Source organism: Microcoleus sp. S36b_A4, from assembly GCF_036700645.1.
GTDB lineage: Bacteria > Cyanobacteriota > Cyanobacteriia > Cyanobacteriales > Microcoleaceae > Microcoleus.
Genome location: NZ_JAUBPI010000050.1, coordinates 1 through 19,272, shown reverse-complemented (window position 1 = coordinate 19,272; position 19,272 = coordinate 1). Strand labels below are relative to the sequence as shown.

Below are 19,272 nucleotides of genomic sequence, written 5' to 3'. Positions count from 1 at the left end.
ATATCCAATCCGTTAGCATCGGAATAGTAAATTCGAGTTGACTGTTCACTGTTGACTGTTCACTGTCAACCGTCAACCGTCAACCGTCAACCGTCAACATCATTCCGGTGTTACCGGAAATGATATCAGTTCGCTATCGAAAACTCGGCAATTCAATTTCAGCTAGCGATCGACGTTTTTTAGAAGCCCGCAGCGGACTGGCAATCAAGCTCAGCCAGTCTGGTTGGGCGACTGCTGTAGGTTTTGCCACACTCGATCGCACTTCTTGAATGCCAAAGGTTTCAACAGAGTTCAAAATTTGAAAAGCCCTGGCCAATTCTTGGGCGTCCACTTTGGTAGCTGTTTCGGGTTCAGACTCAGCCATCGGCAGTTCAGGTTCCGCAACCGGTTCGGCCGAGTCAGTTGCCGGCTCATGAGGCTGGTAGGTTTCGGTCTCCTGTAATTGAATGGCGGATACTTGTGCTAATTTGTTGAGTTCTAGAGGGGCTGGGGATTCAGGCTCGATCGCCTCAACAGCAGCGGCTAACTCTGGAAGCTCTTCTGGTTCCGACCAAGGTTGGACAGGGGAAGCGTTGAAGGCTGGCGGCACCGGCATCTGAGAGCTTTTGACCGCCGCGAGCAAAGATTCTAATTGTGCGCTGGCGGTGTCCAGATTATTGTCAGGCGGCTCAATCCTCGGAGACTTTACCTGCGGCCTGTCCAAACTTCTTTCCAAGGCAGCTTTGAATTGCAGAGTGTGGCGCTGCTGGCGGTGCAAGCGGGCTCGCAATTCCCTGCAAATATTTTCTGTGGCTACTAACTGCTGTAACTGTTCGTTGTAGCGCTGCACAGTAGACGCACATTCTCGCTCAACAGTCGCTAGTCTGACTTGGCTGGTTGCCAACTGACTTCTTAAACTTTCGACTAAAATTTCTTGACTTTGGAGGGTTTGATGGGAAACTTCCACTTTGCCAAACAGCCGCGTCAATTGTTCTTGAGAATTTTCGAGTTCTGCAGTCCGCTGTTCTAGCAAAGTTTCGCGATTCTGCAAGGTTTTTTGGGACTCTTCCAAAGCTGTTTCTAGCTGGGCGATGCGCTGCAAAAGGTCGCGGTTGCATTCGTGCAGCGCTTGCATAAGGGTGACTGGGGTCGATCCTTTGCCCTTGGCCTGTTCGGCATTCCCAAGCATATTTTTTAGATTGTCTGAAATTGGGGGCGAGCCCGCCTCAGTTGGCTGTGTGGGAGATTGCGAATTTTTTGTTTCAGGTGTTGTGGGAATTGCATCTACGCTGATGGCGTTGGGAAAATCTACTGTTTGCCAGTCTTCATCTTCTGGCTGTTGGGGAACCGTTGCGGGAGTTTCTGTCGCATCGGGGGCGATCGGCTCAAAATCCCCAGTAGCAGCAAAATCTGACTGAAATGGTTCGGTATCGGATGGAACAGCAGGGTGCGGTTGGTGCTGATGGGCTCGAAGATCAGCTTCTGACATGGCTTTTTATCCCAATACTCACAGGGTCTCAGATACAGTCTATCCTTAGAGATTCTACAGAAGGAAGCCCCTAAGTGATAGTTTTGGCCTTTTTCCTATTTTTTCGGACAATAACCTCTGAATCGGGTGGCGCGATCGAACTACAACCCGAACTCAAATTAAGGCGTAAGATGGGCCTGTGAGTTTTTTGCCCAGAGTCCTATTAAAATAATTTTTCCCGATCTCTAACGCACTGTTTCGGTATCTCGGCGCTCGCCTAAGCTTTAACAACTGCACAATGTTTGTCAATGATTGCTGGAACTTCTGCCGGTGCAATGCGGCTGTAGCGAGTTTTGTCCGGCATCACAACTATATTTGGGCCCGCTTTACACTGTTTGAGACATCCGGTTCCCTGTACAGTCACTTTGTCTTCTAAACCGCGCGCATTCAAAGCATTTTCTAAAGCTTTACAGACTCCTCCAGCGCCCCGCTTCAGGCAGTCTGATTTTTGACATACTAATATTTTGGTTGGGGTTTTTGCCGGAGCTTTTACAGTTTTAGCTGCTGTGGGAGAGCTGACTTCGGTTTTAGCGATCGCGCGATCGTCGGATGTCAATACCGCAACAGGCCCATTGGTGGAGTCAAGGTGTTCGTGCGATCGATCGTTGTTACCCTGAGCCAGCTTGAGGCTACGAGCTTTAAGTTTTATTTTACCGTTTTTCAAGTTAAGTTCTTTCTCACCTACAACTTGAACTCTCAACCCCGGTGTCAAAATAGGCGACAGAAATGACCGCAATTCCTTGCAAAGTTTAACAAGATATTCTACTCCGCGATCGTTGCTAATTCGCAAATATTTAAGTTTGCAGCCATCTTCAATAATTAGGCCGAGGATTTCTCCCTCTAAACTGAATTCGGAAACTTGCTTGCCAGACTTATACATTGTTATAACTCCTTTAAATCCGTTACATCCGTTACATCTTCTACACTGCTCGTTGCCGAACTTCCTTCTACCTTTACCCGATTTGCCAGCAGCATTCCAGCCACTGCACGAGTTCGCATCGAGGGGCACTGACTTGCCTCAACACACTCATTAACTGAGCCGCTTGTTTAACAGTATTGACTTTTGCCCGCAAAGGTTGGTCAACCGCACACCAGCAGGGAATTTCTAGTTCTTGCAAGCGTTTGTAAACTTGCCACCTATCTAGCCAACTAACTTGCACAATGTCACAAACTTCTAATTCTGGATCTGCTGGATTCATTTTGTAACAACAGTAATAATTTGCATTAATTTTTACCCTGACTGGTAGCGGGTAGAAGTGAAAAGCCAGATTTCAGCAGAACATCAAAGATGATCAAAAGCCCTTCCTGAAAAATTATGCCTCTTGCCTTCTGCCTTCTGCCTTCTGAAGGTTCGCCCCACTTTCAGGAAGCGTTCAGAACGAGGATCTTGTTCAAGCATAACCCAACTGCTAATAATTCTCAATAGGTTTACAAAAAAAATTTCCTACTCTACAAAATCTTCTACTATCGAGGCAGACGCTGCTTGACGGGTAAATCTAGGGTGCTAGACTGACTCTATTGGCAACAAAACTGCCTATTGAGAGGAGAACACACATGGCCCAGACTCAGAGTGCATTGAGACCATTTGGCCACATATCCGAAAACCCAGTTCTACTGGAACATTCAGTCACAGCACCGATTTGTGAAGGAATGAACGCGCTGCTGGCCAGTTTTCAGGCTCTATACCTGCAATATCAAAAACATCATTTTGTGGTGGAAGGGGCAGAATTCTACTCCTTGCACAAATTCTTTCAAGAAAGCTACGGAGAAGCTCAAGATAGCGTCCACGAGTTGGGCGAACGGTTAAACGGATTGGGCGGCATACCAGCAGCTAGCTTTAGCAAGTTAGCCGAGCTGTGCTGTTTTGAGCCGGAAGCCGACGGCGTATATTCCTGCCGCCAAATGCTAGAACACGATTTGACGGCGGAACAAGCTATTATAGGTTTGCTGCGCCGTCAAGCAGGGCAAGCAGAAAGTTTGGGCGATCGAGCTACCCGCTACCTCTACGAAAAAATCCTGCTAAAAACAGAAGAGCGGGCTTATCACATTTCCCACTTCCTCGCCCCCGATACCTTAGTGCAATTGAACTTGAACTAACAATTCTTCTTCTTCCTCTTCCTTCGCGCCCTTAGCGCCTTCGCGGTTCGTTATCTTAGATCAAAAAAAAAGCGAGCAGTTTTGTGACTGCTCGCTTTTTTATACAAAGTGCGTTTGAACCGCAGGGAATTAAGGCGCTAAAGCATTCCCACGCAACAAGCTACCAATGGTTTTCGCAGTAATCTTCATCTGAATGAAAGGATTAGCCGGTACCACGGTTTTATACAAGTAGCTATCGAATGTGAGCTTTTGCACATCGCGATCGGCACACATTTCCACAAAAGCTTCGCGAGTAGCGTCGGAACGGTAAAACACGCGCTGCAAAATGTCGAGAACTTTGTAAGTAATGCCGTAGGCTTTATCCCACCGCTTCAGGTAAATCTTAATTTCCTCTTCAGTCGGAATGCGCGCGCCTTTATTGGAAATCTCAACAATAGTTTCGGCGCACATCCGGCCAGACTTGGCGGCAAAATAGATACCTTCGCCGGAAGACTTGGTAACATAACCTGCAGCATCGCCTACGAGAGCAACTCGGCCGACAACCCGGCGAGGACGCGGATGTTCCGGGATAGGGTGAGCTTCCACTTTAATAATCTCACCGCCCATCAATTTTTTGGCAGCGCGGGCGCGGATGCCTGCTTGCAGCTTTTTAATACTGGCTTGATTGACTTTCATCGTGCCGGTGCCGACGGCTACGTGGTCGTATTTGGGGAACACCCAAGCGTAGAAGTCGGTAGATACGTCATCGCCGACGTACATTTCGGCTAAGTCGTGGTAGTAAGCCATTTTATCTTCCGGCAGGCGGATTCGTTCTTGGAAGGCGATCGCATAATTGTAATCACCAGCGTCGATCGCCTTTGCTACGCGGGAGTTAGCGCCGTCAGCCCCGATTACCAAATCCACCTTCAGAGTTTTCTGAATTCCCATGGCGCTGCCGTCGGAGTGGTCGGCATAGTGGAGAGTATAGGGGTCTGTATTGTTGCCGGGAATTTCTAATTTGTGAACGGTGCCGTTAATTAGTTTTGCACCCAAGGAAGCGGCGCGATCGCGCATGAAGCCGTCGAGCACTTCGCGGCGGCACATACCGATGTATTCGTGTGCGTTTTCAATATTGATGTCCACCTCGACGTTGGAGGGGGAGATCATTTTCATTTTTCTGACTTGGCGGTCAATAATACTTTGCGGCAAGTCAAATTCGCTGACCATGCACAGGGGAATCGCCCCACCGCAGGGTTTGGCGTTGTCTAATTTACGCTCGAATAGGTATGTTTCGATGCCTGCTTTTACCAATGTTTCGGCGGCGGAAGAACCCGCAGGGCCTGAACCTACTACTGCAACCCTTAGTGTCAAAGCTTTTCTCTCCAGTTTTTTTCTATAGGCATTACTCAGGTGTGATGGTATCACGGACTTGGGATGCGGTGGCGTGAAGCAGGGGAGATTTCAATGAAATGAAACAGAGCTTAACAGTTCGATACGAAAATAGCCATCGCGCGAGGGATGGGGCGCGGCGAATTGTTGAGCTGTTGGTTGTAGTTTTTAGCAGGAAGGAAATACCTAACGTATGAGAAACCAATGCAAACGCCTATCTTTGATGCAGCCCTCCGACAATTAGCTGTAGCTTCTATTAGCGGATACCAGAAACACATCTCGCCGATAAAAGGGTTTTCTTGCGCTCACCGAGTGCTGTACGGGGGGGAGTCTTGCTCGCAGTATATCAAGGGCGCGATCGCCAAATTGGGTTTATTTGGGGCGATCAAAGCATCGCGCCGCCGGTTTGCGGCTTGCAAACGCGCGAATCACATCTTGAAAGCCCGGTTTAGCACTGAATCTGGCTGTGAAGACTCCAATTTCGAGGGTAACGATGAACCAAAATCCGATCGACCAAAATCTCAGGGGAAAACTCCTCGCAGAAGCTCTCAGGGTGAAAATTACTGTATTGAAGGCCTAGATTGTGGAATCTCGGAATGTATTTCGGGGCTCGATTGTAGTGGCGCGGATTGTTCGGGACTCGATTGTGGCAGCGCGGATTGTTCGGGGCTCGATTGTAGTGGCGCGGATTGTTCGCGGCTCGATTGTAGCGGCGCGGATTGTTCGGGACTCGATTGTGGCAGCGCGGATTGTGGCAGTTGTTTCTAGTTTTACTCCCCAACCGCTCTCCAAATAGGTAAATTTTTTTTACTAAATGTAGGGGAATTTTCAGAGGGTGCGATCGCGATTGTCGATCGAACTCGGTGCAATTACGTTACATTTAAGTTACGTTAAGCTCCTATATAAAATTTCAAATTGCTATGCTAGGTAATTTTCAACAAAGCAACCTGCGGATTGAGCTTGAAGCTTCCGAAACAGCGATTAGAGACAGCTTGTTGCGTCCAACTCAATTGCAGCAGTGGCTGTGGCCGCAGCAGTTGTCTAGCGGTTTGCCGGAAGAATTTGCTCAAGGTTTGACCTTTACAAGTTGGCTGGGCCCCGTGGCAGTTCAGCATCACGTTGATATTGTTGAGCACAATTGTCTGCGGCTGTTATTGAGTCAGGGAATTGACGGATTTCACGAGTGGTATTGGGGCGATGGTTGGGTGCAGTCTCGGTTGGAGGGAGTGTCGCTGCTGCCACTGAATTTGGGGCAAACGGCTAGTTTACTCCGGCTGCGGGAGTTTGTAGCCGGGAAGGGTAAGCGGAAGTAGATAAATCACCGAAAGCATCCAGGATACAAGCCCCCTGATTCATCCGTCCAGAAATAAAAAACCTGTATCCGATGAAACTTGCCCCCCGAATTTATCCGTGGGATCAATGCTTCAATTCTAAAATCTAAAATCTAAAATCTAAAATCGATTGACTCTCCAAAATCATCAGAACAAAGCCTGGTAGTTCTGCATAGCAACGAAAAATTCTTAATCCTTTTAGGGATAAAGAAGCGTTGTAATGATGAATAAAATACCACAAAGCTCCCACACGATTGGAGAGCTTTTTAGATTAGGAAAGACTCTTTCTTAGAACAATAGCGAGATATCTTGTACATCAGGGAGTTCTTGCATCTTTCGATATCAAAAGTTTTGCCCCTATCTTTCCCGACAGATTTGTGTCGCTGGCGAGGCAAAACTTTTTTAGATGCGACCAAAAAATCTGTATAATAGACGGCACATTGTCTGTAAACTCCTGGGAGGGAATCCCAAAAACCTTTAGCACCCATTTCAACTAGACTTCCTATATATAGTCATCCTCGCATCATTTGTGAATTTCTTACTCCCTCCCCTTAGTAAGGGGAGGGTTGGGGTGGGGTGAAAAACTTACGACTCATGTAGGATTGCTATAAACCCCTAGAATTTCTTTGGTTAAGGCATCAATCGCCAGCTATTTCCACTTCTTGTTACCCTTATTGCCTACAAACGACCACATTTCATCACCTTGGATCGTTAGCTTGCCTGGGTTTTTTGACTTTACTTGAACTTTCCGGGAGACTGATACTAATTGTTGAAAAACACATAGTATTGGAACCAGCGGGGGGACACCCTCGTGACTTTGACAATCGCGACTCAAGATATTTTTTCTAATAAAAGCCGATCGCTCATTTTTTTTGTTTCTTCTGAAATCGTTTGATGTCTCGGGTTTTAAACAAACTTCCTGTGACAATATATTCATTTAAAGTTTTGCTTAGCGCTGGGGGTGGGACAATTTTTAACGATGTTTGAATAACAGAAACGGTGACAATTCATGGAGTTGAGAATTAACAAGGCTTAGGTACGTCGCATGATAACTCCTTAACCTTACTATGCCAGACCACCTGAAAGCCACTTCGCTGCCGAAAAACTAAGAGTGTGTTATAAAAACATAATTTGTTCCTTTCTAAAGCGCTATTCTCGACACAACGAACCCGGTGTGTTTTGACTTCGCGTTAATTTTTACCAAAAAAATAAATATGCTGTCCATTCCAGGCATTGCCGTCCAGAAGCTGCTTTACGAAAGTGCTAACTCTCTGGTTTACCGGGCCCTTCGGGAAGCGGATCGCCAACCGCTCATCCTCAAACTGCTCAAAGAGAGCTACCCGACACCTCAAGAATTGCTACGCTACCGTACCGAATACCGCATCACCCGAGAGCTGAAAGAGGCGGGAGTCGTGCAAGTTTATGACTTGCAAAAATACCAAAACAGCCTCGTGATTTTTGTGGAGGACTTTGGCGGGGAATCGTTGAAAATATGGATGCAGCAGCGAAAGTTTAACCTCAAGGAGTTTCTGCAAATTGCGATCGCAGCCACTGAAATTTTAGGACAAATTCACAGCGCCAATATCATCCACAAAGATATTAACCCCTCAAATATTGTTTATAACCCGGAAACGGAACAGCTCAAAATAATCGACTTTGGTATTTCCACTCAGCTAACGCGAGAAATGCCAACCCTGAAAAATCCCAACATTTTAGAAGGAACCCTCGCTTACATCTCGCCGGAACAAACTGGTAGGATGAATCGCTCAATCGATTACCGCACTGACTTTTACTCCCTCGGTGTCACCTTCTACGAATTGCTGACAGGAAAACTCCCTTTTGAGACAGAAGACGCTTTAGAGCTAGTTCACTGCCACATTGCCAGACAACCAGTTCCACCGCACGAAATCAAGCCGGAAATTCCCCTAATTGTCTCTCAAATTGTCAGTAAATTGATGGCAAAAAATGCGGAAAATCGCTATCAAACTGCATTGGGACTCAAGCAGGATTTAGAAATGTGTCTCGTTCAACTACAAGAAACCGATAGCATAGAAGAATTTGACTTGGGAACGCTGGATCTTACAGACCATTTCCTGATACCCGAAAAGTTATACGGCAGAGAAACAGAAGTTGTTAATCTATTAGCTGCCTTTGAAAGAGTTCGTAATTCTAGTGCCGAAATGATGCTGGTGGCTGGCTTTTCTGGGATTGGTAAAACCGCAGTAGTGAACGAAGTCCACAAGCCGATCGCCAGACAGCGTGGCTATTTTATCAAAGGCAAATACGACCAATTTCAACGCAATATTCCCTTTAGTGCATTTGTGCAAGCATTTCGGGAATTAATGGGACAATTATTATCAGAAAGTGACGCTCAGTTACACAGATGGAAAACCATGATTCTCACCGCAGTAGGCGAGAGTGGGCAAGTCTTGATTGACGTAATTCCTGAATTAGAACACATCATTGGCGCTCAACCGGCTGCACTAGAATTGTCCGGGAGTGCGGCCCAAAATCGCTTCAATCTGCTGATGCAGAAATTTGTGCAAGTATTTACCCAAGCAGAACATCCCTTAGTGATATTTTTGGACGATTTGCAGTGGGCGGATTCGGCATCGCTGAAATTGCTACAACTGTTGATGGAGGATACCGGGCATCTGTTGGTATTGGGTGCTTATCGAGATAATGAGGTATCATCGGCTCATCCGTTTATGTTGACTGTAGATGAGATTGTGAAGTCGGGAGCCACTGTGAATACGATTACCCTGCAACCGTTGAGTTTAGCAGATCTCAATCAGTTGGTAGCAGATACGCTGATTTGCGATTTATCTTTAGCCGGGCCCTTGACAGAATTGGTTTATCAAAAAACCCAAGGAAATCCATTTTTCTCAACTCAATTCCTAAAAGCCTTGTATGAAGATGGTCAAATTATTTTTAACCCCCCTCAATCCCCCCTTACCAAGGGGGGATTGAGGGGCGTACAAGGGGGGTGGCAGTGCGATATTAATCAAGTTAAATTTGCCGACGCCTCTGATGTGGTGGAGTTTATGGCGGCGCAATTGCAGAAGTTGCCTGCACAAACTCAGGATGTTCTCAAACTTGCCGCGTGCATTGGGGCGCAGTTTGATTTAGAGACATTGGCAATAGTCAGCGAAGAATTACCAGAAGAAACGGAATCAGCGCTGTGGAAAGCCTTGCAAGAAGGACTCATTTTAGTGATTTCAGAAGGCTATAACTTCATTCAAGCAGATGCTCAATCCCCAAATCAGTCTGTTGCTAATCCCACTTATAAGTTCCTGCACGATCGCGTCCAGCAAGCGGCTTATTCATTGATTCCCGACGACCAAAAACAAGCCACTAATCTCAAAATAGGACAGTTACTGCTACAAAGTTCTTCCGAGATAGAAATAGAAGAAAAACTATTTGATATTGTGGGGCATTTAAATCAAGGAATTGAGTTAATTCATCAATTAAGTGAACGCTCAGCCTTAGCCCAACTCAACTTAGAAGCTGGACGTAAGGCTAGAAATTCTACCGCCTACGCTGCGGCAAATATCTATCTACAAACGGGAATTGAGCTACTGACAGTCAACTGCTGGCAAACTCAATATGAATTGACACTAAATCTATATGTTGCTGCTGCTGAAATTGCCTATTTGAATGGTGACTTTGATGGTATGGAACAGATGGCAGCACTGGTTTTGCAAGAAGCCCAAACAATTTTAGATCGAGTTAAAATTTACGAAATTAAAATTGCCGCTCAGACAGCCCAGAGCAAGGTGTTAGAAACGATCGCAGTAGCAAGAGAAGCACTCTTACAATTGGGGATTGAACTGCCTGCTGAACCTGATGAAGCCAAGATTGGCAAAGCGCTACAAGCCCTTGCGGCCCTCCTCGGCGACAGAAAGATTGAGGAATTGGTTGACCTAACTGTGATGACAAATCCACAGACTCAGGCAGCTATGCAACTGTCTGGTATGTTGTTTCCACCCATTTTCCAGGGAATGCCCGGTTTGCTGCCCCTGCTGAGCTCAACGATGGTGAGTTTATCGCTCTCCTTTGGGAATGCACCCGCATCGACGGTGGGTTATGCGATGCACGGGATGGTTTTCTGTGCCTTTTTCCAAGAGGTGGAAACGGGCTATGGCTTTGGGCAATTGGCACTTTCATTGCTGGATAGGTTGAATGTACCCGAATTCAAGTCCACAGTTCTACTTTTGTTTGGTGGCTGGATTCAGCATCGCCAAGAATCTCTTTTGGCAACGATACCGACGCTGAAAGAGGGCTATAGGTTTGGTATGGAAACCGGCGACTTTGTAGACGCTGGCTACAACATATATATTTGCTTTTATACTCATTTATTCGCTGGTGTAGAACTAGACACTTGGGAACCAGAAATAGCAAGTTATAGGGCGGTAATGGCGCAGTTGAAACAATATTCTGCGCGAGTTTATTTGGATATGATTCAGCAGACGGTGCAAAACTTGAGGGAAACCCATACTCGGCCGGATTTGTTAATAGGCTCTGCCTACGATGAAACGGTGATGATTCCTAAGCACTATCAGGATAATGAATTTACGGCGATCGCCTGTGCCTGCATCTTCAAACTGCTGCTTGCTTACTGCTATGGCAATTATACGGCTGCCCTAGACCACATTACCCAAGTCAAACAGTATTTGATGGGAGTATCTGGATCGGCTTTTGTTCCAATTTTTCATTTTTATGCAGCCCTAACGCATCTGGCACTTTTTCCCGCACAGCCAGCAATTGAGCAAACTGAAAATATTGCCTTAGTAGAAACCCATCAAAGCACGCTGCAACAGTGGGCGCAAAATGCTCCGATGAATTATCTGCATAAATGGTATTTAGTGGAAGCAGAACGACAAGGAGTTTTAGGCAATAAAGCCGAGGCGATTGAAATGTACGATCGCGCCATTTCTGGAGCCAAAGAAAACAAATATGTTAATGACGAAGCCCTGGCCAACGAACTAGCAGCCAAATTCTACTGGGAATGGGGTAAAATAAAAGTTGCTCAAGCCTACATATTTGAGGCGTATTATTGTTATGTTGAATGGGGAGCCACTGCTAAGGTAACGGATTTAGAAACGCGATATCCCCAATTATTCGCGGTAACTCAACCGGGAAGAAAAAACACTCAAACTACCGTAGCAATGACAACGACTGGTTCGGGGAATCACCTAGATATCACCGCAGTCATGAAGGCTTCTCAGGCAATTTCTGGAGAAATTCTGCTAGATAAGCTACTGTCTAGCTTGATGAAAATTTTGATGGAAAATGCAGGGGCGCAACGAGGCTATCTGATTTTGTTAAGCCAGGGACAACTGTTCATTGAAGCTGAAGGAACCATCAATGACGAACTCGTTACCGTGTTGCAGTCAATCCCCGTTGCAACCTGTCAAGAACTTTCCTCCGCAATTGTCAATTATGTGAGTCGCACTCAAGAAAGCGTGGTACTAGATGATGCTGCGAGATCGGGACAATTTACCAACGACGCCCACATCCGAAAGCATCAGCCAAAATCAATTTTATGTGTACCGTTGATTAACCAATCTCAAATCATTAGTATTGTTTACCTAGAAAATAATCTGACAGCCGGAGCTTTTACCCCAGAAAGAGTGGAACTATTAAAAGTGTTATCTGGACAAGCAGCTATCTCGATTCAAAATTCTAAGCTTTATACAGAAGTTCGCAAAAATGAAAGCAGGCTGGCTCAACTAAACAAAGCTTATGAGCGATTTATTCCCCATCAATTCCTCCAGTTTTTAGAGAAATCAAGCATCATTGATGTGGAACTGGGCGACCAAGTGCAGTTAGAAATGTCGGTGTTATTTTCCGACATTCGCGACTTCACCACGCTTTCGGAAACTATGACACCGGAGGATAATTTCAAATTTATCAATTCTTATCTTTCTCGCATGGAACCAGTCATTAATGAAAATCACGGGTTTATCGATAAATATATTGGCGATGCGATTATGGCGCTGTTTAGCGGTGAGGCGGATAATGCGGTGAAAGCGGGAATTGCTATGCTGCACCGTCTCGTTGAATACAATGAATACTGCGCTAACGCTGGCTGTGCGCCGATTCAGATTGGGATTGGGATTAATACGGGTTCTTTGATGCTGGGAACTGTGGGAGGACCAAATCGCATGGACGGGACAGTCATCAGCGATGCGGTGAATTTAGCTTCTCGCGTAGAAAGTTTGACGAAAAATTATGGGGTGGCGCTATTAATTACCCAGCCAACTTATACGCGCCTGAAAAATCCATCCCAGTACGCAATCCGCACTCTCGATACGGTAAAAGTTAAGGGAAAATCCGAAGCTGTGACGATTTATGAAGTGTTTGATGCAGATCCACCAGAAATTAAACAGGCCAAGTTAGCTACGCTGGAATTGTTTGCAGAAGCTAGGGCACTTTATTCGGGAGGGAAGTTATTTGAAGCGGCGCGGCTTTTTGAAGAGTGTTGGCGTCAGAATCCGGGCGATCGCGTTGCTAAAATGTACTGGGAACGCTGTGAGTCTGCATTGTTGACTCGCACAAAAATCAAAGACAGGCTACACAATTTACATTAAGCAATTGCTATACCTGAAAATCACAGCAAAAGTGCGATCGACTCTTGGTGCGCCATACAAATTAGGCGATCGCGATCGGGGCTAGCACAAAGTATTTGCAAGCTGCTACCGGAAAAACTAAACATTTGTTACAAAAACAAAATTTTTTCCTTTCTAACGCGCTATTGTATACACCAAGCTGGTGCGTTTTGACTTCGCGTTAATTTTTAGCAAAAAAATCAATATGCTCTCGATTCCAAGCGTTACCGTTGTGACACTTCTCTATGAAAGCGCCAACTCTCTAGTTTACCGGGCGATTCGGGAAGCGGATCGCCAGCCGATTATCCTCAAACTTCTCAAAGAAAGCTACCCCACACCTCAAGAATTGGTGCGCTACCGCACCGAATACCGCATCACCCAAGAGTTGAAAGAGGCGGGAGTCGTGCGAGTCTATGACTTGCAAAAATACCAAAACAGCCTCGTGATGTTTGTGGAGGACTTTGGCGGCGAATCCTTGACAATTTGGATGCAGCAGCGGAAGTTTACTCTAGAAGAGTTTCTGCAAATTGCGATCAAAACCGCTGAAAGTTTAGGCCAGATTCACGCGGCTAACGTCATTCACAAAGATATCAACCCTTCCAATATTGTCTACAACCCGGAGACAGAACAGTTAAAAATTATTGATTTTGGTATTTCCACGCAGCTAACGCGAGAAACGCCAACCCTGAAAAACCCGAATATTTTAGAAGGCACATTAGCGTATATTTCACCCGAACAAACGGGGAGAATGAATCGCACTCTCGATTACCGGACTGACTTTTACTCGCTCGGCGTTACATTTTACGAATTGCTGACAGGAAAACTACCTTTTGAGACAGAAGATGCTTTAGAGTTGATTCACTGTCACATTGCCAGACAGTTAGTTCTCCCACACGAAATTGAGTCCAAAATTCCCCTAATTCTCTCCCAAATTGTCAGCAAACCGATGGCAAAGAATGCAGAAAACCGCTATCAAACGGCATTAGGGCTAAAGCACGATTTAGAGACTTGTCTGGTTCAATTACAAGCAACGGGTAATATTGAGAACTTTGCCTTGGGAACGCGGGATATTACCGACCGTTTCCTGATTCCCGAAAAACTATATGGCCGAGAAACTGAAGTTTATAATCTATTAGCAGCCTTTGAACGAGTCAGTACAGGTAGCGCCGAAATGATGCTGGTAGCTGGCTTTTCTGGAATTGGGAAAACCGCCGTAGTGAACGAAGTTCATAAGCCAATTGCTAGACAACGGGGCTATTTTATTAAAGGCAAATATGATCAATTCCAGCGCAATATTCCTTTTAGTGCCTTTGTGCAAGCATTTCGGGAATTGATGGGGCAATTATTATCAGAATCCGATGCCCAATTACAAACATGGAAAACCAAAATTCTGACAGCATTGGGTGATAGCGGGCAAGTGCTGATTGAGGTGATTCCTGAGTTAGAACGCATTATTGGCCCTCAACCGACTGCACTAGAACTGTCAGGGACTGCGGCACAAAATCGCTTCCATCTGCTGATGCAGAAATTTGTGCAAGTATTTACTACTGCCGAACATCCCTTAGTGATGTTTTTGGACGATTTGCAGTGGGCAGATTCGACATCGTTGAAGTTGCTACAACTGTTGATGGAGGATAAGGGGCATCTGTTAGTCTTAGGTGCTTATCGGGATAATGAGGTGTCACCTACTCATCCGTTTATGCTGACGGTGGATGAGATTGTTAAGTCTGGGGCAGTGGTGAATTCTATTACCCTGCAACCGTTGAGCCAAAGAGATCTGAATCAGTTGGTAGCAGATACGCTGATTTGTAATTTATCCTGGGCCGGGCCCTTGACAGAATTGGTTTATCAAAAAACCAAAGGTAATCCCTTTTTCTCAACTCAATTCCTGAAGGCGTTGTATGAAGATGGTCAAATTATTTTTGACTGGAATGTACGGCATTGGCAGTGCGATCTTGCTCAAGCTAGACTTACCCACGCCTCGGATGTGGTGGAGTTTATGGCGGCGCAATTGCAGAAACTGCCGAAAGAAACTCAGGATGTCCTCAAACTTGCCGCGTGCATTGGGGCGGAATTTGATTTAGAGACGTTGGCAATAGTCAGTGAAGAATTATCAGAACAAACGGCATCAGCATTGTGGAAAGCCTTGCAAGAAGGACTCATTTTACAGATGGCAAAAGGCTATAGCTTAATTCAAACAGACGTTCAATCCCTGAATCAGTCTGTTACTAACCCAATTTATAAGTTCCTGCACGATCGCGTCCAGCAAGCAGCTTATTCCCTCATTCCCGACAACCAAAAACAAGCCACTCATCTCAAAATTGGACAGTTATTTTTACACAAATATTCGGACATAGAAAGAGAGGAAAAACTATTTGATATTGTCGGGCATTTGAATTTAGGGAAAGAATTAATCAGCCAGCCAAGCGAGCGGGAAGCTTTAGCACAACTTAACTTAGAAGCCGGATGTAAGGCAAGAAATTCTACCGCCTACGCTGCGGCAAATATCTATCTGCAAACAGGAATCGATCTCTTGACAGCAAACTGCTGGCAAAGTCAGTATGAGTTGACCCTGAATCTCTATATTGCTGCTGCCGAAGCCGCCTATTTGAATGCTGACCTTGAGGGCATGGAACAGATGGCAGCACAGGTATTGGAGAATGCTCAGACAATTTTAGACAAAATCAAAATTTACGAAATCTCAATCGCCACGCAGACAGCCCAGAGCAAGATGTTGGAGGCGATCGCAATCGGTAGAGAGGCCCTGCGACTATTGGGAATCGATCTCCCCAGCGAACCTGACAAAGCCACGATTGGTAAAGCGCTACAAACCCTGAAGAGCCAACTTCAGGGCAGACAGATCGAGCAACTGGTTGACTTGCCTTTGATGACAAATCCACAGACTCGGGCAGCTATGCAACTCTTAAGAATGTTATGTGCACCCATTTTTCAAGCAATGCCCGGTTTGCTGCCCCTAGTTACCTCCACGATGGTGAGTTTATCGGTCTCCTTTGGGAATGCACCCGCATCGACGGTGGGGTATGCGATGCACGGGATGGTTCTGTGTGCCTTTTTAGGAAAGGTGGAAACGGGTTATGCCTTTGGTAAATTGGCACTTTCATTGCTCGATCGGTTCAATGTGCCCGAATTAAAGTCCATGATTCTGTTTGTGTTTAGTTGCTTTATTCAGCATCGCCAAGAAGCTGTCTTGGCAACGGTACCGACGCTGAAAGATGGCTACACGACGGGCATGGAAACGGGCGATTTTCTACACGCTGGCTACAGTATAAATATTTACTTTTCTGCTACCTTTTTATGTGGGCTAGAACTAGACACTTGGGGAGTCGAAATAGCAGGTTACAGTGCTTTCATGGCGCAGGTAAAGCAATATTCTGCCCAGACTTATTTGAATATGGCCCAGCAGAGGGTGTGGAATTTGAGGGAAACAGTAAGTCAACCGGATTGTTTAATAGGAACTGCCTACGATGAAAGAGTGATGATTCCTAAGCACCATCAGGACAAAGAATTCACGGCGATTGCTATGGTCTACATATACAAATTGCTGCTTGCTTACTTATTTAGCAATTACACTGCTGCTCTAGACCATATTGCCCAAGCCAAGCCGTATTTGATGGCAGTATCGGGATTTGTTCTTGTTCCCGCTTTCCATTTTTATGCAGCTCTGACGCACTTGGCACTCTTCCCCACACAGCCAGAAACCGAGCAAGCTGAAATTATTACTCAGGCGGAAGCCCATCAAACAACTCTACAACAGTGGGCGCAAAATGCTCCCATGAATCATCTGCATAAATGGTATTTGGTTGAGGCAGAAAAACATCGCGTTTTGGGTAATAAAGCTGAGGCGATCGAAATATACGATCGCGCCATTGCTGGAGCTAAAGAAAATCAATTCCTCAACGAAGAAGCCCTAGCTAATGAGCTAGCAGCCAAATTTTACCTAGAATGGGGTAAAGAAAAATTTGCCCAACTCTACATGATTGAGGCGTATTATTGTTATATCCAATGGGGAGCCACTGCTAAGGTAACGGATTTAGAAACGCGATATCCCCACTTATTGAAACCTATTCAATCGGCAAATAAAAACACTAAAAAAACCGCAATAGTGACGACCACTGGTTCCGGTAACAACTTAGATATCACCACAGTAATGAAGGCTTCTCAGGCAATTTCTGGAGAAATTGTGCTAGATAAGTTGCTGTCTAGCTTGATGAAAATTTTGATTGAAAGTGCAGGGGCGCAAAGAGGATATCTAATTTTATCAAGCCAGGGAGAACTGTTAATTGAAGCTCAAGGGACAATAAATTCCGAACAAATCATCGTGTTGCAGTCAATCCCCGTTGAAACTTGTCAAGAACTTTCCTCCGCAATTGTCAATTATGTGTCCCGCACTCAAGAAAGTGTGGTACTGGATGACGCTGTTCGAGAGGGGCAATTTACCAACGACCCCTACATCCAAAAAAATCAGCCCAAATCAATTTTATGTGTACCGCTGATTACTCAATCTCAAATTATTAGTATTGTTTATCTAGAAAACAACCTGACAGCCGGAGCTTTTACGCCAGAAAGAGTGGAAGTATTAAAAGTGTTATCGGGACAAGCAGCTATCTCGATTCAAAATTCTAAACTCTATACAGAAGTCCGCGAAAGTGAGAACAGGCTGACTCAATTTTTAGAAGCAATTCCAGTCGGGGTGTCAGTGCTGGATGCTTCTGGAAAACCTTACTATAGTAATCGCGCTGCTATCCAATTATTAGGTAAAGAAGTGATTACCGAAGTCACCAGCGAGCAATTATCAGAGGTTTATCAACTCTATGAAGCTGGAACACAGCAGGAATATCCGTCTGCACAATTGCCCTCTACGCGGGCGTTGAGTGGCGAAAGTGCGACCGCTGACGATATGGAAATTCACCAAGGCAACAAGATTATTCCGATCGAGGTTTGGGCTACGCCAATCTATGATGAAAAGAACAATATTTCTTATGCAATTGTAGCCTTTCAAGATATCACGGAGCGTAAAAAAGCCGAAGCTGAGCGAATCAAGTTTACAAATGAACTGTTCAAGCTCAACAAAGCTTACGAGCGCTTCGTCCCCAATCAGTTCCTCCAGTTTTTAGAGAAAGCAAGTATTATTGATGTCGAATTGGGCGACCAAGTGCAGTTGGAAATGTCGGTGTTGTTTTCCGACATTCGCGACTTCACCACGCTTTCGGAAAGTATGACACCGGAGGATAATTTCAGATTTATCAATTCCTATCTTTCTCGCATGGAACCCGTCATTAATGAAAATAATGGGTTTATTGATAAATATATTGGCGATGCGATAATGGCGCTGTTTAGCGGCGAGGCGGATCATGCGGTGAAAGCCGGGATTGCCATGCTACATCGCCTCGTTGAATACAATCAACAGCGCGCTAATTCTGGCTATGGCCCGATTCAGATTGGGATTGGCATTAATACTGGAACTTTGATGTTGGGAACGGTGGGAGGACAAAATCGCATGGAGGGCACAGTAATTTCCGATGCGGTGAATTTAGCTTCTCGCGTGGAAAGTTTGACAAAAAATTATGGGGTGTCGCTGTTAATCACCCAGTCAACTTACTCGCGTTTAGAAAATCCATCCCAGTACGCAATCCGCACTCTCGATACGGTAAAAGTCAAGGGAAAATCTGAAGCGGTGACGGTTTATGAGGTGTTTGATGCCGATCCGCCAGAAATCAAAGCGGGCAAGTTAGCTACGCTGGAATTGTTTGCAGAAGCTAGGGCAAATTACTTGCAAGGGAAGTTAGCTGAGGCGGTCCGGCTGTTTGCCGAGTGTTGGCGTCAGAATCAGGGCGATGCCGTCGCTAAAATTTATTGGGAACGCTGTCAGTCTACTTTAAGAAATCGCACAAAAATCAAAGATCTGCCACCCAATTTAGATTAATGATAATAGTCCAAAGCTCGATCGCTACATTGTTGGAGGGGGATCTCATTTTCATTGTCTCATTCTTCACGTTTACCAATTTTGCCTATTAAGGTGTAGTGCATCGCCTTAAATTTTACCCCCTCTTTACTCCCTAAATATTTTAATTTACTTAACTAACTCGAAGCCAAATTGCCTCACACTATTGACATAACTTTGGTCAGATATCTATTAATAATTCGTAAATACCTAGCTCTGAAGGAACACCAAACTCGACAAAAATAATTATCTCTGAAGATAGAAGAACCCCAAATTAAACACCGCTAATCTATAAAACTATGAGGGAGAAAAAACTACTTAGGGCTTGCTGAAAAAGCCTAAAACCCTTACATCAAAAGACTTTGGCTCCTGACAGCGCTGAGCATGTGTAAGATT

9 protein-coding genes are annotated in these 19,272 nt (G+C 45.3%); 5 read left to right on the top strand and 4 right to left on the bottom strand.

Annotated features, from left to right (window positions below; translation table 11 throughout):
* Positions 1-133: 133 nt before the first annotated feature.
* From QUA03_RS16995 to QUA03_RS16985, 3 genes are all read right to left on the bottom strand, one after another.
* Complete coding sequence (locus QUA03_RS16995) at positions 134-1,468, bottom strand: hypothetical protein (RefSeq protein ID WP_333213426.1); 1,335 nt, start codon at positions 1,466-1,468, stop codon at positions 134-136.
* Positions 1,469-1,724: 256 nt separating this feature from the next.
* Positions 1,725-2,387, bottom strand: coding sequence for a (2Fe-2S) ferredoxin domain-containing protein (locus QUA03_RS16990; RefSeq protein WP_333213425.1), 663 nt, complete (start codon positions 2,385-2,387; stop codon positions 1,725-1,727).
* Positions 2,388-2,460: 73 nt separating this feature from the next.
* Positions 2,461-2,706: an Asr1405/Asl0597 family protein gene (locus QUA03_RS16985; protein WP_333156175.1), complete on the bottom strand. Its 246-nt coding sequence runs from the start codon at positions 2,704-2,706 to the stop codon at positions 2,461-2,463.
* Between the two features lie 355 nt (positions 2,707-3,061).
* On the opposite strand from QUA03_RS16985, the gene QUA03_RS16980 reads away from it, so the two are divergent.
* Complete coding sequence (locus tag QUA03_RS16980) at positions 3,062-3,604, top strand: Dps family protein (RefSeq protein ID WP_333213424.1); 543 nt, start codon at positions 3,062-3,064, stop codon at positions 3,602-3,604.
* 129 nt (positions 3,605-3,733) lie between these two features.
* Here the strand turns inward: QUA03_RS16980 and chlP are convergent, their stop codons facing one another.
* Positions 3,734-4,954, bottom strand: a complete 1,221-nt coding sequence (gene chlP, locus QUA03_RS16975) for a geranylgeranyl reductase (RefSeq protein ID WP_172186475.1) — start codon at positions 4,952-4,954, stop codon at positions 3,734-3,736.
* A 222-nt stretch (positions 4,955-5,176) separates the two neighbouring features.
* On the opposite strand from chlP, the gene yidD reads away from it, so the two are divergent.
* From yidD to QUA03_RS16955, 4 genes are all read left to right on the top strand, one after another.
* A complete protein-coding gene (yidD, locus tag QUA03_RS16970; protein WP_333213423.1) occupies positions 5,177-5,740 on the top strand; it encodes a membrane protein insertion efficiency factor YidD in 564 nt (187 codons plus the stop codon).
* A 152-nt stretch (positions 5,741-5,892) separates the two neighbouring features.
* Entirely contained in the window at positions 5,893-6,285 is a 393-nt protein-coding gene (locus QUA03_RS16965) for a hypothetical protein (RefSeq protein WP_333165791.1), read from the top strand.
* 1,232 nt (positions 6,286-7,517) lie between these two features.
* Positions 7,518-12,896, top strand: a complete 5,379-nt coding sequence (locus QUA03_RS16960) for an AAA family ATPase (RefSeq protein ID WP_333213422.1) — start codon at positions 7,518-7,520, stop codon at positions 12,894-12,896.
* 223 nt (positions 12,897-13,119) lie between these two features.
* Positions 13,120-18,858 (top strand): AAA family ATPase, encoded by a 5,739-nt coding sequence (locus tag QUA03_RS16955; RefSeq protein WP_333213421.1) that lies wholly within the window; start codon positions 13,120-13,122, stop codon positions 18,856-18,858.
* Positions 18,859-19,272: the final 414 nt, after the last annotated feature.